Source organism: Nocardia stercoris (assembly GCF_003696265.1).
GTDB classification, from domain to species: Bacteria; Actinomycetota; Actinomycetes; order Mycobacteriales; family Mycobacteriaceae; genus Nocardia; species Nocardia stercoris.
Genome location: NZ_RFFH01000001.1, coordinates 227,766 through 252,983, shown reverse-complemented (window position 1 = coordinate 252,983; position 25,218 = coordinate 227,766). Strand labels below are relative to the sequence as shown.

Annotated in this window: 21 protein-coding genes; 12 read left to right on the top strand and 9 right to left on the bottom strand. The window is 71.0% G+C overall.

The genetic code is table 11. The features are described 5' to 3' along the window. The first annotated feature begins 62 nt into the window (after positions 1–62). The 3 genes from EBN03_RS01070 to EBN03_RS01060 all read left to right on the top strand — a co-directional run bounded on the left by EBN03_RS01070 (position 63) and on the right by EBN03_RS01060 (position 4,204). Positions 63–2,381: a carbon starvation CstA family protein gene (locus EBN03_RS01070; protein ID WP_122185946.1), complete on the top strand. Its 2,319-nt coding sequence runs from the start codon at positions 63–65 to the stop codon at positions 2,379–2,381. Continuing rightward, positions 2,378–2,608, top strand: coding sequence for a YbdD/YjiX family protein (locus EBN03_RS01065; RefSeq protein ID WP_122185945.1), 231 nt, complete (start codon positions 2,378–2,380; stop codon positions 2,606–2,608). Before EBN03_RS01070 ends, EBN03_RS01065 begins: the two co-directional genes overlap by 4 nt. 117 nt (positions 2,609–2,725) lie before the next feature. Then, positions 2,726–4,204 carry an AlkA N-terminal domain-containing protein gene (locus tag EBN03_RS01060; RefSeq protein ID WP_407671061.1) on the top strand — a complete coding sequence of 493 codons (1,479 nt, stop codon included), beginning with the start codon at positions 2,726–2,728 and terminating at the stop codon, positions 4,202–4,204. A 210-nt stretch (positions 4,205–4,414) separates the two neighbouring features. On the opposite strand, the gene EBN03_RS33950 is transcribed toward EBN03_RS01060, so the two are convergent. Continuing rightward, positions 4,415–8,554 carry an AAA family ATPase gene (locus EBN03_RS33950; RefSeq protein ID WP_158675503.1) on the bottom strand — a complete coding sequence of 1,380 codons (4,140 nt, stop codon included), beginning with the start codon at positions 8,552–8,554 and terminating at the stop codon, positions 4,415–4,417. Between the two features lie 251 nt (positions 8,555–8,805). Then, entirely contained in the window at positions 8,806–10,002 is a 1,197-nt protein-coding gene (locus EBN03_RS01040; protein WP_122185943.1) for a metallophosphoesterase family protein, read from the bottom strand. Positions 10,003–10,143: 141 nt separating this feature from the next. On the opposite strand from EBN03_RS01040, the gene EBN03_RS01035 reads away from it, so the two are divergent. Both EBN03_RS01035 and EBN03_RS01030 read left to right on the top strand, forming a co-directional pair. Then, the gene (locus tag EBN03_RS01035) at positions 10,144–11,292 is read left to right on the top strand and encodes a DNA recombination protein RmuC (RefSeq protein WP_122186690.1); all 1,149 of its coding nucleotides are present in this window, start codon (positions 10,144–10,146) and stop codon (positions 11,290–11,292) included. A gap of 47 nt (positions 11,293–11,339) precedes the next feature. After that, the gene (locus EBN03_RS01030) at positions 11,340–12,158 is read left to right on the top strand and encodes a DUF6542 domain-containing protein (protein WP_147471423.1); all 819 of its coding nucleotides are present in this window, start codon (positions 11,340–11,342) and stop codon (positions 12,156–12,158) included. Positions 12,159–12,195: 37 nt separating this feature from the next. Here the strand turns inward: EBN03_RS01030 and EBN03_RS01025 are convergent, their stop codons facing one another. Further along, positions 12,196–13,203 carry a 4-hydroxy-3-methylbut-2-enyl diphosphate reductase gene (locus EBN03_RS01025; protein WP_122185941.1) on the bottom strand — a complete coding sequence of 336 codons (1,008 nt, stop codon included), beginning with the start codon at positions 13,201–13,203 and terminating at the stop codon, positions 12,196–12,198. Between the two features lie 103 nt (positions 13,204–13,306). On the opposite strand from EBN03_RS01025, the gene EBN03_RS01020 reads away from it, so the two are divergent. From EBN03_RS01020 to EBN03_RS01010, 3 genes are all read left to right on the top strand, one after another. Beyond that, positions 13,307–13,984, top strand: coding sequence for a lipid droplet-associated protein (locus EBN03_RS01020; RefSeq protein ID WP_122185940.1), 678 nt, complete (start codon positions 13,307–13,309; stop codon positions 13,982–13,984). A 119-nt stretch (positions 13,985–14,103) separates the two neighbouring features. Continuing rightward, positions 14,104–15,378, top strand: coding sequence for an exodeoxyribonuclease VII large subunit (gene xseA, locus EBN03_RS01015; RefSeq protein WP_199742554.1), 1,275 nt, complete (start codon positions 14,104–14,106; stop codon positions 15,376–15,378). Beyond that, positions 15,375–15,602, top strand: coding sequence for an exodeoxyribonuclease VII small subunit (locus EBN03_RS01010; protein WP_122185938.1), 228 nt, complete (start codon positions 15,375–15,377; stop codon positions 15,600–15,602). The genes xseA and EBN03_RS01010 overlap by 4 nt, the downstream gene beginning before the upstream one ends. 4 nt (positions 15,603–15,606) lie before the next feature. Here the strand turns inward: EBN03_RS01010 and EBN03_RS01005 are convergent, their stop codons facing one another. Further along, positions 15,607–16,173, bottom strand: a complete 567-nt coding sequence (locus EBN03_RS01005) for a DUF4245 domain-containing protein (protein ID WP_122185937.1) — start codon at positions 16,171–16,173, stop codon at positions 15,607–15,609. A 169-nt stretch (positions 16,174–16,342) separates the two neighbouring features. Here EBN03_RS01005 and glpX point away from each other — a divergent pair, with 169 nt between their 5' ends. Next, positions 16,343–17,380, top strand: a complete 1,038-nt coding sequence (glpX, locus tag EBN03_RS01000) for a class II fructose-bisphosphatase (RefSeq protein WP_122185936.1) — start codon at positions 16,343–16,345, stop codon at positions 17,378–17,380. A 56-nt stretch (positions 17,381–17,436) separates the two neighbouring features. On the opposite strand, the gene EBN03_RS00995 is transcribed toward glpX, so the two are convergent. The 4 genes from EBN03_RS00995 to EBN03_RS00980 all read right to left on the bottom strand — a co-directional run bounded on the left by EBN03_RS00995 (position 17,437) and on the right by EBN03_RS00980 (position 20,704). Further along, positions 17,437–17,877: a hypothetical protein gene (locus EBN03_RS00995; protein WP_122185935.1), complete on the bottom strand. Its 441-nt coding sequence runs from the start codon at positions 17,875–17,877 to the stop codon at positions 17,437–17,439. After that, the gene (locus EBN03_RS00990; protein WP_122186689.1) at positions 17,874–18,995 is read right to left on the bottom strand and encodes a molybdopterin-dependent oxidoreductase; all 1,122 of its coding nucleotides are present in this window, start codon (positions 18,993–18,995) and stop codon (positions 17,874–17,876) included. Before EBN03_RS00990 ends, EBN03_RS00995 begins: the two co-directional genes overlap by 4 nt. A gap of 301 nt (positions 18,996–19,296) precedes the next feature. After that, positions 19,297–19,968 carry a TIGR04282 family arsenosugar biosynthesis glycosyltransferase gene (locus tag EBN03_RS00985; RefSeq protein WP_122185934.1) on the bottom strand — a complete coding sequence of 224 codons (672 nt, stop codon included), beginning with the start codon at positions 19,966–19,968 and terminating at the stop codon, positions 19,297–19,299. 64 nt (positions 19,969–20,032) lie between these two features. Next, positions 20,033–20,704 carry a glycosyltransferase family 2 protein gene (locus tag EBN03_RS00980; protein WP_233608020.1) on the bottom strand — a complete coding sequence of 224 codons (672 nt, stop codon included), beginning with the start codon at positions 20,702–20,704 and terminating at the stop codon, positions 20,033–20,035. Between the two features lie 137 nt (positions 20,705–20,841). On the opposite strand from EBN03_RS00980, the gene EBN03_RS00975 reads away from it, so the two are divergent. Genes EBN03_RS00975 through EBN03_RS00965 form a run of 3 tightly spaced genes read left to right on the top strand, consistent with a single transcriptional unit; the run spans position 20,842 to position 23,904 of the window. After that, positions 20,842–22,170 (top strand): hypothetical protein, encoded by a 1,329-nt coding sequence (locus EBN03_RS00975; protein ID WP_122186688.1) that lies wholly within the window; start codon positions 20,842–20,844, stop codon positions 22,168–22,170. 5 nt (positions 22,171–22,175) lie between these two features. Then, the gene (locus EBN03_RS00970) at positions 22,176–22,880 is read left to right on the top strand and encodes a response regulator transcription factor (RefSeq protein ID WP_122185932.1); all 705 of its coding nucleotides are present in this window, start codon (positions 22,176–22,178) and stop codon (positions 22,878–22,880) included. Continuing rightward, a complete protein-coding gene (locus tag EBN03_RS00965; RefSeq protein ID WP_199742553.1) occupies positions 22,870–23,904 on the top strand; it encodes a sensor histidine kinase in 1,035 nt (344 codons plus the stop codon). The genes EBN03_RS00970 and EBN03_RS00965 overlap by 11 nt, the downstream gene beginning before the upstream one ends. Positions 23,905–24,072: 168 nt before the next feature. Here the strand turns inward: EBN03_RS00965 and EBN03_RS00960 are convergent, their stop codons facing one another. Continuing rightward, a complete protein-coding gene (locus tag EBN03_RS00960; RefSeq protein WP_122185931.1) occupies positions 24,073–25,155 on the bottom strand; it encodes an NAD-dependent epimerase/dehydratase family protein in 1,083 nt (360 codons plus the stop codon). Positions 25,156–25,218: the final 63 nt, after the last annotated feature.

Below are 25,218 nucleotides of genomic sequence, written 5' to 3'. Positions count from 1 at the left end.
CAGGTGTCAGACAGGCATGCGACCATCAGACCGACCGACCCGCGGAACCGTACGGAGCGTTCATGACGACAGTCGAATATCTGAAAACCGACCCTGATCTCCCACCGGTCGGCGTCGTGGACCGCTCCGGGCTGTCCCTCGGCAAGAAGGGTGTGTTCGCCGCACTCGCGATCGCCGGCGCGGCGGCGTGGGCGGTGCTGGCCGTCTCGCGCGGCGAGCACGTGAACGCGGTCTGGATCGTGCTGGCCGCCGTGGCCACCTACATCCTGGCCTACCAGTTCTATGCCCGGCTGATCGAATTCAAGATCGCCAAGCCGCGCGACGACATCGCCACGCCCGCCGAGGAACTGGAGAACGGCACCGACTACATGCCGATGGACCGGCGGGTCCTGTTCGGCCACCATTTCGCCGCGATCGCCGGCGCCGGTCCGCTGGTCGGCCCGGTGCTGGCGGCCCAGATGGGGTATCTGCCGGGCACGCTGTGGATCGTCTTCGGCGTGGTGCTCGCGGGCGGTGTGCAGGACTATCTGGTGTTGTGGGCGTCCACCCGCCGGCGCGGCCGCAGTCTGGGACAGATGGCGCGCGACGAGATGGGTGTGGTCGGCGGTGTCGCCGCGCTGCTGGGCGTGCTGGTGATCATGGTGATCCTGCTGGCCGTGCTCGGCATCGTGGTGGTCAACGCACTGGCCGCCACTCCGGACAAGGCCGGTCATCTGGTCGGCGGCAGCCCGTGGGGCGTGTTCTCGATCTCGATGACCATCCCGATCGCCCTGCTCATGGGCCTCTACCTGCGCTACATCCGGCCGGGCAAGGTCGGCGAGGTGTCGATCATGGGTTTCGTGCTGCTCATGTTCGTCACCGTGGCGGGCCGCTGGGTGTCCGAATCCGGTTGGGGCCGTGACTGGTTCACCCTCTCGGGCAGCACGGTCGCCTGGATGCTGATCGTCTACGGCTTCATCGCCTCGGTGCTGCCGGTGTGGCTGCTGCTCGCCCCGCGCGACTATCTGTCGACCTTCATGAAGATCGGCACCATCACGCTGCTCGCGGTCGGCATCGTGATCACGCTGCCGGCGCTGAAGGCGCCCGCGGTCTCGCAGTTCGCGCACAATTCGCACGGCCCCGCGTTCCCGGGCAGCCTGTTCCCGTTCCTGTTCATCACCATCGCCTGCGGTGCGCTGTCCGGATTCCACGCGCTGGTGTCGTCGGGGACCACACCGAAACTGCTGGCCAAGCAGTCGCAGGCCCGCATGATCGGCTACGGCGGCATGCTGATGGAGTCCTTCGTCGCGGTCATGGCCATGATCGCCGCGAGCATCCTCGACCAGCACCTCTACTTCGCGATGAACACCGCCGGGCTGGCCACGCCGCCGGCCGGGCTGCCCACCGGCGCCACCGCGGCGCAGATCGCGCAGGCCACCGCCGACGCCGCGGCCACGAAGGTCAACGGCATGGGCCTGGGCGGCGACCCGATCACCGGCGCCCAGCTGATCCAGCAGGCCCACGACGTGGGTGAGCCGTCGCTGCTGTCCAAGACCGGTGGCGCGCCGACCCTGGCGGTCGGCATGTCGGAGGTGCTGCAGAAGTTCTTGGGCGGCAGCGGTTTCAAGTCGTTCTGGTACCACTTCGCGATCATGTTCGAGGCGCTGTTCATCCTCACCACGATCGACGCCGGCACCCGGGTGGCCCGGTTCATGCTGTCGGATTCGCTGGGTAATGTCGGCGGCCCGATGCGGAAGTTCAAGGATCCGTCCTGGCGGCCCGGCGCATGGCTGTGCTCGGCGATCGTGGTGGCGGCCTGGGGTTCGGTGCTGCTCATGGGTGTCACCGACCCCAAGGGCGGCATCTGGACCCTGTACCCGCTGTTCGGGATCGCCAACCAGCTGCTGGCGGCGATCGCGCTGACCGTGGTGCTGGTGATCGTGGTGAAGAAGGGCCTGGTCAAGTGGGCCTGGATCCCGGCGCTGCCGTTGATCTGGGATCTGGTGGTCACCATGACCGCGTCCTGGCAGAAGATCTTCTCCGGCGACAAGAACATCGGTTACTGGACGCAGCACCGGATCTATTCCGATGCCCGGGCGCACGAGAAACTCGTCCCGGGCGCGACCAGTGTGTCCGATATGGACAAGCTGGTGCGCAACACCTTCATCCAGGGGACGCTGTCGATCGTGTTCGCGGTGCTGGTGCTGATCGTGGCGCTGATGGGTGTGGTGGTCTGTATCCGGGCGCTGCGCGGTGGTGGGGGCGACACCACCGAGACGCCGGAGGTACCGTCGAAGTTGTTCGCGCCCAAGGGTTTCGTGCCCACGGCCGCGGAGCGGGAAGTGCAGCGCGAGTGGGATGCGCTGGTGCCGGCGGCAGCCGGCAAGGTGGCAGTCGAATGACCGGGCCGGCCGCATCGATCCCGCAGCGCGGGCCCGCCGGGGCCGCGCTGCGGGGGGTGCGGTCGGTGGTCCGGTATCTCAACGCGATCTTGGGGGGCGAAGATTACACGCGATATCTCGACCATATGCGGCGCAACCATCCGGGGCGGCCGGCACTGTCGGAACGGGAGTACTGGCGCGAGCGGCACGCCGCGTCGGAACGGGATCCCAAGACCCGCTGCTGCTGAATCGGAGCAGGCCGGTTCACCGGTTCGGGGCCGGGTAAACATCGAATCCGCCGCGAACATCGCGCGGTGTCCAATTTCCGCTAGCACCGGGGGCCGGGGGCTGACATGGTGGATTGCGTGAGTTCGAACGATATCGACTTCGAGCGCTGCTACCGGGCAGTCGCGTCCCGCGACTCCCGCTTCGACGGGCAATTCGTCACCGCCGTGCGGTCCACCGGGATCTATTGCCGCCCTTCCTGTCCGGCGATCACACCCAAGCGGGCGAACGTCACCTTCCTGCCCACCGCGGCCGCGGCCCAGCAGAACGGCTTCCGGGCCTGCCGGCGCTGCCTGCCCGACGCCGCACCCGGCTCGCCGCTGTGGAACACCCGCGCCGATCTGGCCGCGCGGGCGATGCGGCTGATCGCCGACGGCGTCGTCGAACGCGGCGGGGTCCCCGGTCTGGCCGGTGCGCTCGGCTACTCCCAGCGGCAGCTCACCCGCGTGCTGTCCAGTGAACTCGGGGCCGGGCCGCTGGCCCTGGCCCGCGCGCACCGCGCGCACACCGCGCGGCTGCTCATCCAGACCACCCGGATGCCGATGTCGGACATCGCGTTCGCGGCCGGATTCGCCAGCATCCGCCAGTTCAACGACACCGTGCGCGAGGTGTTCGCGGTCAGCCCGACCACGCTGCGCGACGAGGCACGGCGGCTGCGCGGCGACACCCTGCCGCCGACCAACGGCACACTCACCCTGCGGCTTCCGTTCCGCGAGCCCATGGACCGGGGCTGGCTGGAATGGTTTCTGTCCGCACACGCCGTACCCGGCATGGAACAGTTCGAGGACGGCACCTACACCCGCGCGCTGCGCACGCCGCACGGTCACGCCACGGTCCGGCTCGCCTTCGACGCCGGTTTCGTGCGAGCCGGGTTGCTGCTCAACGACATGCGCGATCTGGCGCCGACGGTCGCGCGCCTGCGACACCTGCTCGACCTCGACGCCGACCCGGTCGGCATCGACGAGGGACTGCGCGCCGGCCGAGTCGGCTTCAGTCCCGGCATCCGGGTCCCCGGCAGCGTCGACGGCCCGGAACTGTTGCTGCGCACCATGATCGGCCAGCAGATCTCGGTGCCCGCTGCGGTCACGCACACCACCCGGCTGGTGGAGTCCCTCGGTGAGCCGGTCACCGGCCCGGTCCGCTACCTGTTCCCGAGCCCCGCCACCATCGCCGAACGCGGCCACGAGGTCCTCACCGGCCCCGCCCGCCGCACCGCCGCGATCGTCGCCGCCGCCTGCGCCTTGGCCTCCGGCGACCTGCAGCTGCACGCCGGCCGCACCATCGCCGACCTCCGCCGCGACCTCCTGTCCCTGGACGGTGTCGGCCCCTGGACCGCCGACTACGTCAGCATGCGCCTGGTCGCCGACCCGGACACCCTCCTGCACACCGACCTGGTGGTCCGCCACGGCGCCACCCGCTTCGGCATCGACCTCAACGACACCGCGCGGTGGTCACCGTGGCGCTCGTACCTGTCGATGCACCTGTGGAAACGGGCTCTCTCGGAACGGGCCGCCCCGGCCGCACGGCTCGCCCGCCCGCGCATCGCGGCGGCGAACTGAACCCGGAACCCGCTGTCCCGCCATGCATCTCGAAATCGAGGGCGACTGTGAGCGGTCGCGGAAATTTGCCGTCACCAGCGGACCGGTGTCTGTGGCACTGCTGTCGTCAGGCCGTGGTGACGTGCAAGCGGGAGCTGGCTGGGTCACGGATGACATGCCGCCCAGGGATGTGCTCGCGTCACCGTGGCACTGACTGCGGCAGGGCCGCGGTCAGGCCGTAGTGGCCTGCAAGCGGGAGCCGGCTGAGTCGCGGATGACGTGCAGGCGGCTGGGGATGCGCTGGCGCATTTCGTCCACGTGGCTGACCACGCCGACGACCCTTCCACCGGAACGCAATTCGTCCAGGACGCCCATGACGGCGTCCAGGGTGTCGGAGTCGAGGCTGCCGAAACCTTCGTCGATGAACAGGGTGTCGAGGACCATGCCGCCCGATTCGGCCGCCACCACGTCGGCCAGGCCGAGAGCGAGGGCCAGGGAGGCCATGAACGTCTCACCGCCGGAGAGGGTTTTGGCGGGCCGCACGGCACCGGTGTAGTCGTCGCGCACGTCGAGTCCGAGGCCGCCGCGGCGGCCGTGTCGGCCGGCGGCGTCGGTGTGAACGAATTCGTATCGGCCACCGGACATTCGGCGCAGGCGCGCGGAGCCCGCTACCGCAACCTCCTCCAGTCGGGCCGCAAGCACGTAGGAGCGCAACGACATCCGGCGATTGTTCTCGCCCCGCCCGGCCACCACCTGGGCGAGCCCGGCCAGCTCCTCGTGCGCCGCCCGCACCGGCGCGATCCGGTCCACCGCCGCCCACAACTGGCTGCTGAGGTCCGACAGCTCGCGCAGGCGCCGCTCCGCGTCGGCATGCGCCGCGACCGCCGCGTCCTGCCGGGTTCGCGCGGCCGCCGCAGCCGCCTCGGCAAGGTCCGGGTCGCCCGGCTCGATCTCGGCCAGTTCCTGGATATCCGGATCGGCCAGCACGGTCTCGGCATGGGCCCGAGCACGATCGGCTTCGACCAGCTCGGCCTCGATCGCCGCCTGCTGCGCGGCGGTACGAGTCGCCGCGTCGACGACCTTCGCGAGGGCCGCCAAGCGCGCGAAATCCGGCTCGCCATCGGGCCCGGTCCTGAGCACTGTCGGGGCCGGTGCCGCCGCGCCCGCTTCCGAACCCGCTACAGCCGATCCGGGTGGGTTCGATGCGAGATCAGCTGCCGCGTCACGGCCGCGCGCGGCGGTATCGTCGGCGGCCGCGTCCAGCGCCAATCCTGCTGCGGCCGCGTGTTGTTCGACGTTCACGGCCAATGCGAGGACGTGTTCGAGGGCTGCGCTCTTGTCCGCACGGGCGGTGCGCAGTGCGGTGGCGTCGGCGATCAGGGCGGTCAGTCGATCGCGGCGCCGATCGACGCTGCTGTCGGCGCCGGCGGCGCGCTGGAGGCGGGTGGTGAGTTCGGTGAGGCGTTCGTCGGCGGCCGCGATGCCCTGGCGGGCGGCGGCGATCCGGCCTTCGAGGTCCTGCAGCTCCTCCTGGAGGCGGGTTTCGTCGCTGCGGAGCCGGGTCAGCCGCACGGTCAGGTCGCCCTCTCGGGCGGCTTCCCGGCCCGCGTCGTCCCGCTGTTGCGCGGCAGCGCGCAGTGCCGCCGCCAGTTCGGCGGGATCGCCGTCACCGCCGCGCTCGACGAGTACCTCGATCCGGCGCTGCAATTCGGTGCACCGCTGCAGGGCTCGGTCCCGCCGCCCTTCGGCGACGCGTTCGGCGGCGACCGCCTGATCCTCGTCGGCCCGCGACACGGCGGCAGACGTGGGCAGCGCCGGCGCGGGATGTTCGGCCGACCCGCACACCAGGCACGGCGTGCCGTCGGTCAGCCCGCCGGCCAGTTCGGCCGCCATGCCCGCCAGCCGCCGCTCCCGGACGTCGAGCGTGTGTTCCCGCGCATCCGTGTGCGCGGCTCGTGCGGTCTCGAATTCCGCTGTGGCACGGGCGGATTCCGCTCGGCAGCCGACCAGCTCGGTGGCCGCGGCGGTGGCTGCGGTCAGCCGCTCCCACTCGGCTTGCAGGCCCGGCACCGCCGCCGCCGCCTCGGTGGCCCGGCGATGCTCGAGTTCCGCGATCCGTAGCGCCTCGGGCAACTCCATCCGCTGTCCGGTAGCGACCCGCATCTTCTCGGTCAGGCCCGCCAATTCGCTGTGCAGCCGAGCGGATTCCCGCCCCAGCCGGTCGGCATCCGCCGCCTCCGACCGCATCCCGTCCAGCGAGCCGATCTGCGCCGTCCACAACCGGATCGCCGTCTCCAGCCCCGGCTCGGCCACCACGGCCGAACCCGACCGCCCGACGGTGGCCGATTCCGAGCCCTGGACTGCCCCGGCATCCGAACCGCCCTGCGCCGCCCACAACTCGTCCGCCGCCCACAACCCCTCATCAGCCGAGGAGTCCGCCACGACACGAGAAAGCTCCGCGCCCGAATCCGGTTCCGCCGCCCACAACCCCACACCGGCCGAGGAATCCGCCAGTGCACCAGGCAGCGCCACGTCCGAATCCGGTTCCGCCGCATCGCTAGTGGCGGGTGCCCCATCGGCCGAGGAGACCGCCGCGGCACGAGAAAGCTCCGCATCCGAATCCGGTTCCGCCGCCCACAACCCCACACCGGCCGAGGAATCCGCCAGTGCACCAGGACGCGCCACGTCCGAATCCGGTTCCGCCGCATCGCTAGTGGCGGGTGCCCCATCGGCCGAGGAGACCGCCGCAGCACGAGAAAGCTCCGCGCCCGAATCCGATTCCGCCGCCCACAGTCCTTGATCGGCTGTGGAGTCGGCCGCGGCACGAGGCAGCTCCGCATCCGAATCCTGTACCGCCGCCCATAAACTCACTTCGGCCGAAGACTCCGCCGCGCCAGCAGGAAGGTCCGCGCCCGAATTCGGTTCCGCCGCATCGCTACTGGTGGGCGCCGCATCGTCGGCCCATAGTCCGTCGGCCCACAATCCCTCCGCGGCGAACATGTCTGCTGCCGCGGGCCGGGCTGCCCCGGCGCGGGGCTTCTTCCGCGCGCCGTGCGAATCTGTTGCGGCCGTGGTGCGCTCAGCGGCGGGCCTGCGCCTGGGCTGCGCGGGCGGGACGGCCGGAGGGACCGGTCCCCGTGGTGCCGGTGCCGCTTGCACCGCCGTCGAAGCCGAGTGCTCCGCCTCAGCGTCGTCCGAATCGATGCGCGCGATGCGGGACAGGGATTCCCCGGCCGGTGTCCCGGACAGTTCTGCTGCCGCGAGATCCGTTGCCGCCCAATAGGTGCCCGGGAGTTCGGCCGAAGCCGCGTCCAGCAGCCGTTCGGCCAGGCGGGTGGCGATGGTCGTGGTCGCCTCGCCGCGGCGGCGCCACGCGGTGGCGGCGGTGCGGGCGTCGGCCAGGGCGGTGGCGACCGGTTCGGCGCGGCGGGCGCGGTCGAGGTCGGCTTGCAGGGTCGCGCGGTGTGGGGCGGTGGCGGCAAGGTCGGCGAGACTGCTGCGTGCGGCGGCGGCGCGGCGGCGGAGGTCGTGGCGGCGCCGTTCGGTGGCGGCGGCGGCCATTGCCTGGTCGGCCTCGGCGCGGCTGCGCTGCAGTTCGGCGAAAGTTGCTGCGGCCGTGGCACGTACTGTTTCGAGCAGTTGCTCGGACCAGGCGACGGCGTCGGCCGGTTCGACGGATTCGGCGGCGGACCGGCCGGCGGCGGCACCGGCCAGGGAGATCAGGCGCTCGATGCCGGACTGGGCCGCGTCGAGTTCGGCAGCGCCGGCCTTGCGCCGATCGTCGAGCCAGCGTTCGGCGGTACCGAAACGTTCGGTGTCGAAGAGCTTTTCGAGCAGCTCCTCGCGACCTTCGTTGTCCGAGCGCAGGAATCGGGCGAAGTCGCCCTGCGGCAGCAGCACGACCTGGAAGAACTGTTCGGCGCTCATGCCGAGCAGCCGGACGATCTCGTCGCCGATATCGGGGATACGCGACAGGTGCTGGCCGCGAACACCTCCGGAGGCGGTCACGTCCAGCCATTCCAAAGTGGCGGAGGCGTTCTCGGTGCGCCACCCGTCGCCGCGCTTCTTGGGCCGCTGGAACTCCGGGGACCGGATCAACCGCAGCCGGCGGCCGCCGATCGTCGCCTCCAGCGAAACCCGCGGCGCGGTCTGCGGATCCGCGTGATCGGAGTGCAGCCGCTTGCTCTCGTTTCGCGCACCCGGCACCCGCCCGTAGAGCGCGAACGCGACCGCGTCCAGCACGGTCGTCTTCCCGGCGCCGGTATGTCCGTGCAGCAGGAACAACCCGTCGGCCCCCAGCGCGTCGAAGTCGACGACCGCGGTCTGCGCGAACGGCCCGAAGGCGGTCATCTCCAGCCGATGCAGCCTCACGCCCGGCCCCCGTCCTCGATCACGGTGCGCCGAAAGAGCTTTCGGCCACAACCACCAGCGGTCACGGCTTCCGCCCCGCTCATGCGTCGCCCTCCAGGCCTCCGCCACCGACCGCGTGACCCATGTCGGCGGCCACCACACTCACGGTCCTCATACAGCGCTCCGCCGCGAACTCGGGCCTGCGCCCGTCCCCCTGCGAACATCCGCCACCGACCGCGCGGCCTGGCACCCGGCCGCCCCACTCACGGTCCTCATGCCGACCGCTCCACCATCAGATCGGACTCGACCTCGAGCTCCCGTCCCCCGGCGACCTGCTCCCGATCGGCGGTGGCGGCCGCGAGAGCGCGTTCCATCCACTGCATCTCGGCAGGCGTCGGCTCCCCCCGCACGTCGCACAGGAAGCCGTGTGCGATCTCCGCGTCCCGCCGCCCCCGCACCCGCTCGCGATAGTGCAGCTCGGGGTTCCCTTGTGGCCGAGCCCATTCCACGTGCACCGCGTGCGGGAAGCGTGTGCGCAGGCGGCGCAGCGCGTCGACCGGGCGGGCATGGTCGGTGAGTGTGGCCGAGACATAGTCGGATTCGGCCGCCGCGTGCGCCGCGTCGGCGAGCAGGTCGTCGAGATCGCCGGTGAGCTGGGTGAGCCCGCGCACCTGCGGCAGTTCGTGGCGGACCACCGGGCCGAGGCCGTCCGCGGTGATGTCGAGAACCCACACCGCCTTGCGATGCGAGCGCTCGGCGAACGAGTACGGCAGCGGGGAACCCGAGTACCGCACCGCCTCCGACAGGGTCTGCGGCGAGTGCAGGTGGCCCAGCGCCACGTAATCGATGCCGTCGAACGCCGACAGCGGCACGGTCTGCACCCCGCCGACGGAGATCGAGCGTTCCGAACCGGTCTGCTCACCGCCGACCACGAACGCGTGCGCCAGCACCACCGATCGCGGCGAACCACGGCGCAGCAGGTCGGCGCGGACGCGGCCCATCGCGGCATCGAGGATCTCGGCGTGCGAACGAGCTTGCGGCACACCGAGTTCCACGCGGGTGATCTCGGGCTCCAGATAGGGCAGGCCGTAGATCGCGATCTCACCGTGTTCGTCGGCGAGCAGCACCGGCCGGTCCAGTTCGGCGACGGACGTGCGCAGATGCAGCCCGCCGGCCGCGGCGAAACTGCCCAGCGCCCCCAACCGGGTCGGCGAGTCGTGGTTGCCGGAGGTGGCCACGATGGTGGCGCCGGCCGCGCGGATTGCCTCGAAACCGCGGTTGCACACCGCGATCGCGTCGGCACTCGGGATGGATCGGTCGTAGACGTCACCGGCCAGCAACACCACGTCGACCCGCTCGGCGGCCACCACCGCGGCGATCGATTCGAGCGAACGAGCCTGGTCGGACAGCAGATCGACGCCGTGGAAGGTGCGCCCGATGTGCCAGTCCGAGGTGTGCAGCATCCGCATGGGCGAACCGTATCGGCTGCCACCGACAAATTCGAATCCCGCGCCGCGCGGTCGTCCGGAACCCGCTCCGCGCGTCGGCCCGAACCCGCGCGTCGGCCGTGGAACTGCGAACTTGTCGGTGGCATACGGCACGATGTGGTGATGACCGCACCGACGCTGATCGCTCTGCTGCTGGTGTTCTGTGCCGGAACGGCTTTGGGTTGGCTCGGCCACTCCGCCCGGGCCGGGCAACGGGCCGCCGCGGCGGAGGCCCGGCTGTCGGCCATGCGCGACAACGAACAGCTGCTGCGGCAGTCGCTGAGCGCGGTGAGCGAGGATGCGGCGCGGCGGAATTCGCATGCGGTGGGCGCGCTGGTCGAGCCGCTGCGCGAAGCGGTCGGCGCGCTGAACCAGCAGATCCAGCAGGTCGAGCACAGCCGGGTCGACGCCTATTCCGGTCTGCGCGAACAGGTCGCGGGCATGCAGCGCATCTCGCACCAGTTGTCCACGCAGACCGGCCACCTCGTCTCGGCGTTGCGCGCGCCGCAGGTGCGCGGCCGCTGGGGCGAGCTGCAACTGGAACGGGTCGTGGAACTGGCCGGGATGCAGCGGCACTGCGATTTCGACACCCAGGTCACCCGCACCGGCCCGAACGGCGTGGTGCGGCCCGATCTGGTGGTGCGGCTGGCCGGGGGCCGCCAGATCGTGGTCGACGCGAAGGTCCCGCTCACCGCCTATCTCGACGCCACCGAGGAGACCGAGCCGCGGCACCGGGTCGAGCTGCTCGCTACCCACGCCAAGCAGCTGCGCGCGCACGTCGACCAGCTCGCCGCCAAGGCGTATTGGGAGGCTTTCGATCCGGCACCGGAATTCGTGGTGCTGTTCCTGCCCGGCGACCCGGTGCTCGACGCCGCGCTCACCGCCGATATCGGATTGCTCGAATACGCCTTCGGGCGAAATGTGATTATCGCAACTCCGACAACGCTGATCGCATTGCTGCGCACCGTGGCACTCACCTGGCGCCAGGAAGCCATGTCCCGGGATATGGCCACCGTGCAGCAACTGGGCCGCGAGTTGTACACCCGGCTCGGTACCGCGGCCACGCACCTGGACCGGGTAGGTGCCCAATTAGGGAAGGCCGTGGACGCTTTCAACCAAACCGTCGGCACGGTCGAGTCCCGCATCCTGGTCACCGCCCGACGGCTGCACGAGCTGCAGATCGGCGAGAACGAGGTGCCCGAGGTCCGCCGGATCGAGTCCCGGCCACGGGCCGCGAGTGTCGTCGACACCACAGAAGTGACTCATTCATAAGCCCGGCCTCGATACATGGCCGGGCTACGGCGATTACTGTGCTGTACGTGGCAGCTACCCAACGTGTGCGATCCGACGTACCCGCATCGCACCAATCGATCATCCCCACCGTCCCCGGGCTTCCCGCCGGCGGCGCCGTGGCGGTCGCGGTGGTGTGCGCTCTGATCGGCTTCACGGTCGACGTCAGCGGCAGCTCCCGCGAGCTGACCACTGTGTTCGACGGTTTCTACCTGCTCGGCTGCGGACTCGCGCCGCTCGTGGTGCGGTACCGCGGACTGTTCACCACCATGGTCACCCCGCCGCTGCTGCTGTTCGTCACCGTTCCGCTCGCGTACCAGATCCTGCTCGGACACACCTCGACCGCCGCCAAGGACATCGTGCTCAACCTGGCCGTTCCGCTGGTGAACCGGTTCCCGCAGATGGCGCTGGCCACGCTGCTCGCGCTGGCGATCGGTCTCGCCCGGCTGGTACTGCACCGCTCGGCGGCCGGCCAGAGCGGTACCGCGCGCCGACCCGCGTCGACCCGGACCGGTGGCAGCCGCACCGGCACCGCCCGCTCGACGGCCTCGTCCGCGCGGTCCGCGTCCGGCCGGTCGCGCCGCACCGAGAGCAGCACGGGTCGCGCCGGCACCGACACCCCGGCTCGCCGCCGTCCGAACCCGGCCGCGGATCGGGAGGCACCGCCGCAGCGTCAGTCCCGGCACACGCCGGAGCGGCCGTCCGGTGGGGAGCGTCCCCGGATGAACGTCAAGACCTCGTACCCGCGCACCGCTACGCCGGTCGAGGCCGCCGCGCCCGCGCATTCGCGTACGAGCTACCCCGACGACCTGCCACCGCACCCGCAGCCGAACGTCCGCTACCGCTAGAGCTCGCAAGGCTCCAGCGGTAGCGGAGGGGATTCCGCTAGCGGCGCGGGCTTGTCCGCAGTTCGCGCGGCAACGCGAAGACCAGGGTCTCGTTGGCGGTGGTGACCGGCTGCACTTCGCCGTAACCGTGCTCGGCGAGCAGGTCGAGCACGCCACGGACCAGGATCTCGGGGACCGAGGCACCGGAGGTCACGCCGATGGTGGTGACGCCCTCGAACCAGGCCGGGTCCACCTCGCGCGCGAAGTCGACCAGATACGAGGCACCGGCACCGGCACCCAGCGCCACCTCGACCAGACGCTTGGAATTGGACGAATTGCCCGAGCCGACCACGATCACCAGATCGCATTCGGGGGCCATGGCCTTCACCGCGGTCTGCCGGTTCGAGGTGGCGTAGCAGATGTCGTCGCTCGGCGGATCCTGCAGATTCGGGAAACGCTGACGCAATTGCTGCACGGTCTCCATCGTCTCGTCGACCGAGAGCGTGGTCTGGGAGAGCCAGATCACCTTGTTCTCGTCGCGAACTGTGACCGCCGCAACAGATTCCGGGCCGTCGACCAGCTGGATGTGGTCGGGTGCCTCACCCGCGGTGCCCTCGACCTCCTCGTGGCCCTCGTGGCCGATCAGCAGGATGTCGTAGTCGTCGCGCGCGAACCGCTTGGCCTCCTGGTGCACCTTCGTGACCAGCGGGCAGGTGGCGTCGATGGCGTGCAGGTTCCGCGCCGCGGCCTCCTCGTGCACCGTCGGCGACACGCCGTGAGCGGAGAACACGACAATGGCGCCTTCGGGCACCTCGTCGGTGCGGTCCACGAAGACAACACCTTTCGCGGTGAGCGTCTCCACGACATACCGGTTGTGGACGATCTCCTTACGGACGTAGATCGGCGCACCGTGCATTTCCAAGGTGCGTTCGACCGTTTCGACCGCCCGATCCACACCCGCGCAATAACCGCGCGGTTCGGCGAGCAGCACCCGCTTCGCCGAACCGGCCGCACCCGCGCCGGTCGACCGGGCAATTCCGACGTTCAAGGGGATAGCCGAGGACATGACCTCAGCTTACGTGCGGTGGCGAAGCGACTCACCGGCAGCCGAACATGAACGGTTTCCGCTCCCCTTTGCAATACGTGCGGTTTCGGGCAAAGCTATGACTATGCTTCGACCTCCGTACCTCGCCCGGGTTGCCGCCGGGGCGTGTGTTTTCGCAATCGAGGAAACTCGCCGCTTGCCCGGCCGCGCGCTGCATTTCCCGATCACCGCGATCAGCCAGCTGCTCCAGACGACCATGCACGCGCAGCAGTTCGTCACCAGTCTCGCCCTGCGCGGCGACAGCGTGCTGGACCGCTGGACGTCGCCCGCGGTCGAGCAGCCCGACTGGGCCACCTTCGACCAGGACGACACCACCTCGTCCACCTTCGACGTGTACACCAGCGTCGATGTGGACGAGGTCGTGTCCACCGCGACGGTCGAGGAGCCGGCCGCGGAGGCGGCGACCGAGATCGCCGCGACGGTCACCGAGGTCGAGGTGGTCGCCGCGGCGGAGGCGATCGCCGAGGCCGCCGCGGGCGCCCAGGCCGCCGCCGAAGCCGCCGAGGAAGCTGACGCCGAGGTCGAACCGGCAGCCACCGAGCCGGCGGGTGCGTTCGAGCCCGAGGTCGCGACCCGGCTCGACTACGCCAACATGTCGATCGCCCAGCTGCGCGCTCGCCTGCGCCGGCTGACCGAGGAGGAGCTCGCCGAGCTCCTGGAGTTCGAGCAGCGGACCTTCACCCGCGCCGCGTTCGTGACGATGCTCACCAACCGCATCGCCACCGTGCAGGCGGCGAAGTAGCACCTCGCCGCTGGGCCGGTGTCCCGATTCGGGCACCGGCCGTGCGTATTTCGGGTGCGGGGCCCGCCCCGGACGGCGCGGCGGCGGTACCTGTCGGGGGGCACTGACACAATCGGTGGGTGACTACCGATTCAGGCGTGCGGCAGCCGAGTTCCGCGGAGGAGCCGTGGCCGGTCCGTACCGTCGCGATCAAGGTCGCGCAGTGGATCGAGCGGCTGGGCGCGGTGTGGGTCGAGGGGCAGGTCACCCAGATCAGCGTGCGGCCCGGTGCGCGTACGGCTTTCCTGGTGCTGCGTGATCCGGCCGCGGACATGTCGCTGTCGGTGACCTGCGCGCCCGAACTGATCCGACAGTCGCCGGTGCCGTTGACCGAGGGCAGCCGGGTCGTGGTGCACGGCAAGCTCTCCTATTTCACCGGTCGCGGCACGATTTCCTTGCGCGCCACCGAGATTCGCCCGGTCGGTGTCGGTGAGCTGCTGGCCCGGCTGGAGCGGCTCAAGGCGCTGCTGGCCGCCGAGGGCCTGTTCGACGAGCGGCTGAAACGGCCGATTCCCTTCCTGCCCCGCACGGTCGGGCTGATCACCGGCCGAGCCAGCGCCGCCGAGCACGATGTGCTGTCGGTGGCCCGGCAACGTTGGCCCGCAGTACGTTTCGAGGTCCGCAATACCGCGGTGCAGGGCCCGACGGCGGTCCCCCAGATCCTCGAGGCGCTGACCGAACTCGATCGCGACCCCGAGGTCGACGTGATCGTGTTGGCCCGCGGCGGCGGCAGTGTGGAAGATCTGCTGGCGTTCTCCGACGAAACCCTGTGCCGCGCAATCGTTGCCGCGACCACCCCGATCGTGAGCGCGATCGGCCACGAACCGGACAACCCGCTCTCGGACTATGTCGCGGACCTGCGCGCCGCCACCCCGACCGACGCCGCCAAACGGATCGTGCCCGACGCCACGGCCGAACTCGCGGCGGTCGCAGACCTGCGGGAGCGGGCGGCCGCCGCGCTGCGCGGCTGGGTGCAGCGGGAGTCCCGCGCGCTGCAGCAGTTGCGGTCGCGGCCGGTTCTGGCCGATCCGCTGCGGGCGCTCACCCAGCGCGTCGACGAGGTGGAGCGGCTGCGGACCGCGGCCCGCCGCGCGGTCCAGCACACACTGTCCACGCAGACCACCGGCGTCACACACCTGCGCGACAAACTCACCGCGGTCGGCCCGGCGGCGACCCTGGCTCGCGGCTATGCCGTGGTGCAGCGGGTCACCGGCCCCGAACGCCACGTCGTGCACGCGGTGGCCGACGCCCCGCCGGGCAGCCAGCTGCGGATCCGAGTCGCCGACGGCGCCGTGTCCGCCGCCGCGCTCGGCAGCCAGATCCTCACTCCCACCACCAAGGAGGTACCCCGATGACCGAGAGCGAGCAGGCCGAGATCGCCACGTTCGGCTACGAACGGGCCCGCGACGAGCTGGTCAACGTGGTGAAGATGCTCGAGCAGGGCGGCATGGACCTCGACGATTCGCTCGCGCTCTGGGAGCGTGGCGAGGCGCTGGCCAACCGCTGCGAGGAACATCTGGCCGGTGCCCGGCTGCGGGTCGAGAACGCGCTGGCGAACCGCGACGCGGACGCCGGATAGCGGCCTAGTGCGGCAGCACGGGCGCGGCGTCCACCGCCGAAGCGAGGGCGGTGTAGGCCGCCTGGTTGCCGGCGCCCTTGATCAGCACGCGGGACGTGCCGAAGTCGGCGATCCACGCGGCCTCACTGCCCTCGATATGGAAGACGCTCCACACGTGACCGTCGAGCTGCTGGGAACCGCCCGGGGTGCGGGTCGACACGATGTGGTCGGCCAGCGCGGGCACGGTCGCGTCGGACTGGGTCAGCTGCATGTAGGTGCCCTGCGGAGTGATATATCCCACGGTGCTCACCTGGCCGCCGCCGGTACCGGTGATGGTGTCGCGGCTGCCCGAGTTGGGCTTCCAGTCCGCGGCCAGCTGCGGTTCCCGGATGGGGAACGACAGGGTGCGCGCGTCGTCCGCCAGGGCCGAGTGCAGATCGAAGTCCGGAATCCGGCCCGGCGTCGGCCCTTTCGCCGAGAACGTGCACTGGCTGGCGACCGCGGCCAGAACCACGCAGATCAGGACCAGCGGAACCAGCGACCAGATCAGGTCCTTGTAGTCGTGCTGGCTGCGGGGTTTCTGGTACGACACGCCACCCAGTATCCACGCCGTACCGACCGGGCAGGCACGCCGGTCCGATCGAGCATCGGCGGTGGGCCGGGAGGTTCGACGGCCTTCTTACGCCGACAGGTGATCACGGCGCGGATCCCTTCTGCGAGAATTGCCGGGCAGATTGACGCCACCTGAGGAGGCACCGCCGATGACGACACCCGCAACCAGCCGCCGTGAGGCTCCCGACCGCAACCTCGCGCTGGAGTTGGTCCGGGTGACCGAGGCCGGCGCCATGGCGGCCGGCCGCTGGGTCGGCCGCGGCGACAAGGAAGGCGGCGACGGCGCCGCCGTGGACGCCATGCGCCAGCTGGTGGCCTCGGTGTCGATGCGGGGCATCGTCGTGATCGGTGAGGGCGAGAAGGACGAGGCGCCCATGCTGTACAACGGCGAGGCGGTGGGCGACGGCTCCGGTCCCGAGGTCGACTTCGCGGTCGACCCGATCGACGGCACCACCCTGATGTCGAAGGGCTCCCCGGGCGCGATCTCCGTGCTGGCGGTCGCCGAGCGCGGTGCGATGTTCGACCCGTCGGCCGTGTTCTACATGGAGAAGATCGCGGTCGGCCCGGAGGCCGCCGACGTCATCGACCTGTCCGTGCCGATCGCGGAGAACCTGCGCCGGGTCGCGCACGCCAAGCGCTCGCACGTCTCCGACCTGACCGTGTGTGTGCTGGACCGGCCGCGGCACGCCCGGCACATCCAGGAGGTCCGCGACGCCGGCGCCCGCATCCGCCTGATCTCCGACGGTGACGTCGCCGGCGCCATCGCCACCGCCCGCCCCGACTCCGGTGTCGACATGCTGATCGGTATCGGTGGTACCCCCGAGGGCATCATCGCGGCCGCCGCCATGCGCTGCATGGGCGGCGCGCTGCAGGGCAAGCTGGCCCCGAAGGACGACGAGGAGCGCCAGAAGGCGATCGACGCCGGTCACGACCTGGACCGGATCCTCGAGACCGAGGACCTGGTGTCGGGTGAGAACGTCTTCTTCGTGGCGACCGGTGTCACCGACGGCGACCTGCTGCGCGGTGTGCGCTACTTCTCCGGTGGCGCGTCCACCCAGTCGATCGTGATGCGGTCGAAGTCGGGCACGGTCCGCATGATCGACGCCTACCACCGGCTGACCAAGCTGCGCGAGTACAGCTCGGTCGACTTCGTCGGCGAGGACGGCGCGGTTCCGCCGCTGCCCTGAGGTTCGACAGCAGCGAAGGCCCGCTGATCGTCGCGATCAGCGGGCCTTCGCGCGTGTTATGGCTTGCGCCGAAGTGCCGCAAAGCGTTTGAGGCGATCGAGCCGGAGCAGGGGCTGTAACAGGACCAGCGCCACCAGGATCCAGACGACGGCGAGCGCGACGACCAGGCCCGCCGCGTAGTTCCGGTCGAGAACCGAGGGGTTGTCCGGCACGGCGTTCCGGCGGCCGATCACCGGCACCGCCAGCACCGCGAGCACCACCGTGCAGACCGCGCCGCACGCCACCGGCGCCCACCACGACCGCGGCAGCAGTCGCCGGGCGCCGACTCCCGCCGCCGCGCACAGCGGCGCGAACAGCGCGTCGTGCACCAGGATTCCGCCCACGAACCAGAACGCGATCGATTTCAGGTCCGCCGGGTCGTCGTGCAGCAGCAGCGAGATCCCGTGCCAGGCGAGCCAGATTCCGCCTGCTATCAACAGCATTCGCAGCGCGATCACGGCAGGACCTCGATTCGGGAGAGCCACTTGGTCTGTAGGACACCGGGCCGGTTCGGCGCGATCAGCCGCGCCGGATAGCCGTGGTCCAGGTCGAGGTCCGCGCCGCCGAGCCCGAGAGCGACCAGGGTGGACGCGTCGATCACGTGCCGGTGCGGTAGCACCGAACGGCCGTAGAGGCCGCCGTCCAGGGATACGAAAGCCACGTCGCCACCGCGATAGTCGCCGACGGCGGCGAGCAAATCACGCAATGGGACACCGGTCCAGCGGGCCGAAACACTCCAGCCTTCGACGCACGCCATCGGCAGCTCGGCGGCGGCCTGCGGCAGCTGCTCGAGTTCGGCTCGGGTGAAGGCGCGTTGGCGATCACCGACGACCACGGTCAGCCGGTACCCCGGATCGAGGGCGGTCGTGGTCACCCCGGCGGCCGCGGCGGAACGGTTGACCGGCACGCCCTGCGGGCCGCTGCCCGACCGCGGGGCCAGCAGCGACAACGGGCGCAACCAGGGCACCGACTGTCCCACCACCATCACTCCCGCGACGCCCGCCGAGAGCCCGGCCGCGGTCAGCACCGCCCGCCGGGGGAGGCCGCGACCGGTGCCCGGTTGCTCGAGCGGCCGGCTCAGGGCAGCCCGCACGACCGGCAGCTTCACCGCGAGATGGACCGCGAGCGAGCCGAAGGCCACGTACGCCATCGCGTAGTGCGTGGTGGTGAAGAAGAACGTCCAGGCATAGAACTGGGCGATATTGAACAGTCCGGTCGCCAGCTGGAAGATCACCGAACCGACCAGCAGGGCGATCGATCCGCGTTCGACGATCCGCAACGGATCACCGATCAGCGGCCTGCGGAACAACCGCGGGTACACGGCCCACAGCTTCACCAGCAGTAGCGGAATCGCGACGACCCCGGACACCACATGGGTGCCCTGGGTGAGCCGGTATTCCCACGCCGGATGCGCGGGCCAGTAGAACCAGCCCGGCGGATGTTGGATCCAGTGGGAGATCAGGCCGGTGCCGAAGCACAGTGTGATCGCGATGCCGAGCGGAATACCCACGCGGGCAGCGACTTCGGGCCCCCGGGCACTCATGACGGCACCACCCGCCGACGCAAGCGGTGCCATGCCCGCGACCCCGGCCCAGCCGACACTGCCGCTGACGTAGCGCAAGTCGAGATCCAGGCGCACGCCGGACGGTTCGAGGGCCGCCCGCACGCGAGTCCGACCCCGGTAGCCCGGTGCGGCCGGGCAGCGCCGTCCGAGTCCGGTATGCCCTCGGAAAGGATTCCAGCACAGGAGAATTCGGTGATCTGGCGGACGCTGACTGTCGACAGCGCACGGGTCGGCCGATCATGTCCGACACCCGGCCGACCGGAAGTCCGCGGCAGCGGATCGGAGTGGCGCCGACTGCGCGATTCGATCGTCGTCACCGTATGGCCGCCGTTCGGTCGCGCAGTTCGCCGACCAGCCGCGCGAACCGGCCGGTGCATTGCCCCGCGACCGCGAAGGCGTCGTCGAGGTAGTCGACATCGCGCAGTTCCGGCAGGTCGCGCACTCGATAGTGGCAGCGCCGCAAGGCTTCTCGGGTCAGCTCGCCAGTTCGGTCGGTAGACATCGGGACGTCGACGAGCAGGCGGGCGGCCTGGGGTGAGGGCAGGCCGAGTGCCCACCAGCCGCCGTCGCGGGCGGGGCCGAGGTGGACGTCGTCACCGGCGGCGACCGCGGCGGCGGCGCTGGTGAGCAGGTCCGGGTCCGCCTGCGGGGTGTCCATGCCGATCTGCAGTACGGGATGTCCGGCGCGGGCGGCGTCGGCGTGGGCATTGGCCAGGCGCTCGCCGAAGGTCGCGCCGCGCTGGGCGACGACGTCGAATCGGGCCAGCAGCGCGGCCAATTCGGCCGCGTCGTGGGCGCGGTCGAGGTCCCCGGTCCAGGCCACCATGCGGTGCGCGACGCGCGCGCGGAGCACGGCGTCCAGGGTGTCGAGCAGCGCGGCCGCGGCCACCGCGGCCGCCTCGACCGGTGTCAGTGGCGGGGTGAGCCGGGTTTTGGCGAATCCGGGGATCGGCGCCTTGGCGAGCACCAGTACGGTCGCACTCATGGCCGCACCTCGCCGGCGCTCGGCTCCGCCGTGCCCGCACCTCGCTGCCGCACGATTCGCTCACTCATCGCAGCACCGCCAGGAAGTCCCGGACGGCTCGGAAAGTGCCGAGTACCGAGCCCGAAACCTTGGACCGGCCATGGGTTCTCGGCCGGTATTCGATATCGCGTTCGACGACCCGCCAGCCCGCGCGGCTCGCCGCCACCAAGAGTTCGAGCGGGTAGCCGGAGCGCCGGTGCAGCGGCCCGAGTGCCAGCAGCGACGCCCGCGACGCGACTCGCAGGGCGCCGATATCGTGGACCGGCAGCCCGTATCGGCGCCGCAGTCGCCGTGCGACCAGGTAGTTTCCGGCGCGGGCGTGCCAGGGCCACACGCCGCGCTCGGCCGGTCGGCGTCTGCCGACCACCAGATCCGCTCCGGCGCGTAGCAATTCGACCAGTTCCGGGAGCGCGCCGGGGTCCATCGAGCCGTCACCGTCCAGTACGGCGACGACCGGCGTCCCGGCGGCGGCGATGCCCGCCTGCACGGTGGCGCCGTAGCCCGGCTCGTCCTGACTGATCACGGTCGCGCCCCCGGCTCGGGCGACGTCGGCGGTTCCGTCGGTGGATCCGTTGTCGACGACGAGCGCGCGGTATCCCGGTGGGATGGCGGCGAGAACACCCGGCAACGCGCCGGCCTCGTCGCGACACGGGATCACCACGGTCACATCGTCGAAGCTGTCGAGGATTTTCGTCACGCCGTCGACGCTAGGCCCCGCAAGCCCCGAAACGCGGTGCGCAACGGTGACGAAACTCTGACATATCACCGTGGCCAGCCAGGATCGGCACATTCCCGGCCGGCGTCGGATCTATCGTGGGTTCCGTGACCGACACCATGGAGGTTCCCCGCCGGGCCGATCTCCGGCTTCCGGTTCCCGCCGGCATCGTCGGCGCGGGTTCGGCGGCCGCTCTCGTCGCGGCCGCGTTCGTCGTCCCGCAACTCGCCAGCGATCGCTGGCGGTTGTCGCTGTACGCGGCGGCGGCACCGATCTTCGGTTCCTGGCTGCCGCATATCGGCTGGGGTTCCGGTCCGGCGATCGGGATCGCGGCGCTGGTCGCCGCCTACGGGCCCGGGGTGGCCGCGCGGCTGCGCTGGGGGTGGCTGCCGCTGCTGTCGTGGGTGGTGGCACTGGCGTGGGCGTTCGCGCTGGCCATGGTCGACGGCTGGGATCGGGGTTTCGCCGGTCGGCTCGAGGAGGGCGGCGAGTACCTGCCCGAAGTGCGTGGTATCACCGACATTCCGGCCACGCTGCGCGGCTTCTCCGCCAGAATCCTCGATTTCCAACCGGATTCGTGGACCACGCACACCTCGGGTCATCCGCCGGGCGCGGTGTTGTTCTTCGTGTTGCTGGACCGGATCGGGCTGTCCGGCGGCGGCTGGGCCGGGGTGGCGTGCCTGCTGATCGGCTGCAGCGCGGTGGCGGCGATCCTGATCACGGTGCGCGCGTTGGGCGCCGAGGACCGCGCCCGGGCGGCCGCGCCGTTCCTGGTGCTGGCCCCGGCGGCGCTGTGGATCGCGGTGTCGGCGGACGCGGTGTTCGCCGGGGTGACGGCCTGGGCCATGGCGGCGCTGGCGCTCGCGGCGACCCGGCTCCGGCCGGGGTTGGCGCTGCTGGCCGGCGTGCTGTTCGGGCTGGGGATATTCCTCAACTACGGCCTGGTGCTGATGGCGATTCCCGCGGTGGCGGTGCTGGTCGCCGCCCGGAACTGGCGGCCGCTGGTGCCCGCGCTGATCGGCGCGGGGGTCGTGGTGGTGGCGTTCGCGGCGGCCGGATTCTGGTGGCTCACCGGCTATCACCTGGTCGTGCAACGGTATTACCAGGGTGTGGCCAGCACTCGGCCGATCACCTACTGGATCTGGGGCAATCTGGCCGCCACCGTGTGCGCGACGGGGCTGGCGGTTCCGGCGGCGTTGCCGCGGGCCGTATCCCGGGTCCGGGCCTGGGATCCGACGGCGCTGGTGGTGACGGCCGCGCTGGCCGCGATCCTGGCCGCCGACCTGAGCGGGATGAGCAAGGCCGAGACGGAACGCATCTGGTTGCCGTTCGATCTATGGTTGCTGGCGGCGACCGCATTCCTGCCGCGCCGGGACGCGCGGCTGTGGCTCACCGTGCAGGCCGCCGGCACCCTGGCGCTGACGCATCTGCTGCTGACGAATTGGTGAGGGACATGCGGATTCTGGTCGCCGACGACGATCCTGTGGTGCGTGAGGTGGTGCGCCGCTATCTCGAACGCGACGGGTCGGCCGTGGTGGAATGCGGTGAAGGCGACGCCGCGCTCGCCCTGCTGTTGGATCCGGCCGCGGCGGTCGATCTCGCGGTGCTCGACGTCATGATGCCGGGCACGGACGGCGTGGAGATCTGCCGGGCGGTGCGCGGTGGCCCGCGCCCGGAGACGCCGCTGATCCTGCTGACCGCGCTCGGCGACGAGGACGACCGGATCCTCGGGCTCACCATGGGCGCCGACGACTATGTGACCAAGCCGTTCAGCCCGCGCGAGCTGGCGCTGCGGGTGAGTTCGCTGCTGCGCCGATCCCACAGGCGCACAAGTGATTCCGGTGCGCGGACGCTGCGCGACGAGGACCTCGAGGTGGATCCCGCGGCCCAGTCGGTGCTCGCCGGCGGCCGCCGGGTCGATCTCACCGCCCGCGAGTTCAATCTGCTGCTGTTCCTGCTGCGCAACCCGCGGCGGGTGTTCAGTCGCGAGGATCTGCTGGCGCAGGTGTGGGGCTGGGATTTCGGTGATCTGTCGACGGTGACGGTGCACATCAAGCGGTTGCGTGCCAAGCTCGGTGCCGCACACCGGATCGAGACGGTGTGGGGACGCGGCTACCGCTGGGGCCGGGACGAGACGGAGCGGACGGGTGCCGACTGACACGCTGGGACTGGTGCTGTACACGCTGGCGGGCTCGGTGCCGGTGGTGCTGTTCGGCGCGCTGGTCCTGCGGGCGACCACGAACCGGTCGCTGACGCTCAGTATGGCCGTGCTGGTGCTGATTCCGACGCTGTCGGCGCTGGCCGGGGTGATCGCGGTGAGCGGGCTGATGTTCACCCACGATCTGGAACGTACCGCGGTGGTCCTGGTCGTGGTCGCGGTGGTGACGGTGCCCGCGGCTCTCCTGCTCGGCCGGGAGCAGGCCCGTAAGACCGTGTGGGAGAAGCAGATCCGCGATCAGGAGCGTGCCGCCGAACGGTCCCGGCGGGAGCTGGTCGCGTGGGTGAGCCACGATCTGCGCACCCCGCTGGCCGGGATCCGGGCCCTGTCGGAGGCCCTGATCGACGGCATCGTCACCGACGCCGACGACGTCGAGCGGTACGCCGACCGGATCCGGCGCGAGACCGACCGGGTCTCGGTCATGGTCGACGACCTGTTCGAGATGTCGAAGATCCACTCCGGCGCCCTGCGACTGGCGTTGGAACCGGTCGACCTGCGCGAGCTGGTCGACGAGGTGCTGGCCGCGAGCCGGGCCGCCGCCGAACCCGCGGGCGTCGGCCTGCGCGCCGACCAGCCCGCCGCGCCGGTCGTGGTCGCGGCCAGCGACAAGGCCCTGACCCGGGTGCTGACCAACCTGGTCTCCAACGCGATCGCGCACACCCCGCCCGGCGGCGAGGTGGCGATCTCGGTCGGCACCGGCGACGGCCACGCCTGGACCCGGGTCGACGACACCGGCCCGGGCATCAGCGACGAGGACCTGCCCCGGATCTTCGAGATGGCCTACCGCGGCACGGCCGCCCGCTCACCGGTGGCCACGGGCGGGATCCCGCCCGGCAGCGGCTTGGGCCTGGCGATCGCGGCGGGGCTGGTGGAGGCACATCACGGGCAGATCAGCGCCCGCAACCGGGACCGGGGCTGCCGGTTCGAGGTGCGGCTGCCGCTGAGTTCGGGGCTGCCCCCCTGACCGGGTAGGCCCGACCGCCGAGGACACCGGCGTCCGCTCCCGACCCGGGCTGACCGTCGGGCACTCACCGCCACGTCAAGGCGCCCGTTCCGACCGCGAACTACACTGGCGCGGTCGCGAGGGCAGCGCGGCCTGCCGTGCGCCGGGACTGGCACACCGGGCCAATCCTCACCGCCAGGACGGGGCACCCACTCCCGCAGTGACCCGCAGCGGCGCGTTCGCGAACGCGGCCAAACCGGCCTCCGGGGAGATTCGGGCGGCGAATCCCAGTGTGTTCCTGGCCAATTCGGGGCTGGCGACGATGTGCCGGACATCTCCCGGCCGGTACTGTCCGGTGACGACCGGCTCCGGTCCGCCGCCCGCTCGGGACAGCACGGCCGCGACCTCGCCGATGGTGATCGGCTGTCCCGAAGCGATATTGAGGGCGGTGAACCCGTCCAGCTCACGCTCGACGGCGGCCAGATTGGCGGCGGCGATATCGGTCACGTGCACGAAATCCCTGGCCTGCAAACCGTCTTCGAACACCGCCGGCGCGCGCCCCGCCTCCAGCGCGGAACGGAAGATCGCCGCTACGCCCGAATACGGTGTGTCCCTGGGCATTCCGTCGCCGTACACATTGTGGTAGCGCAGGGCGGTCACGGTCGAACCGGTCGCGGCCACCCAGGCGGCGGCATAGTGCTCCTGCGCGACCTTGCTCGCGGCATACAGGCTGCGCGGGCGTAGCGGCGCGTCCTCGGGGACGGGTTCCCAGGTCAGTACCTCACCGGACTCCGGTGAGCGATGGTCGAATACACCGCTCTCCAGATCGGTCCGCCGGCGCGCGCCCGGTACGGCCGGACCGCACCGCGTACCCCGGTACCGGCCCTCCCCGTACACGACCATCGACGACGCCAGTACCAGCCGCCGGCAGCCCGTGCGGTCCATGGCGGCGAGCAGGACGGCGGTGCCGAGGTCGTTGTGGCTGGCGTAAGCCGGAGCGTCCTGGGCGTCGACCCCGGCGCCGACCACCGCGGCCTGGTGGCAGACCACATCGATGCCGCGCAGTTGCTCCTCCAGGGCATCGGGGTCGCGCACGTCGACGCGGCGGACTCCGGGCGGCAGCACGGCGTCGGCGCCGTGAGCGGCGGGCAGCAGCGCGTCGATGGCGACCACCTCGTGACCGGCCGCGGTCAGGGCGCGGTGGATGTGCGAGCCGATGAAACCGGCCGCCCCGGTCAGCAGTACCCGCTTCGAATCCGATGTCGAGGTCATGGCCGGGATTCTTCCGCGGAAACGGCCCGGACGGCCGGAACCCGGCCGCTCCGTCAGCCTTTC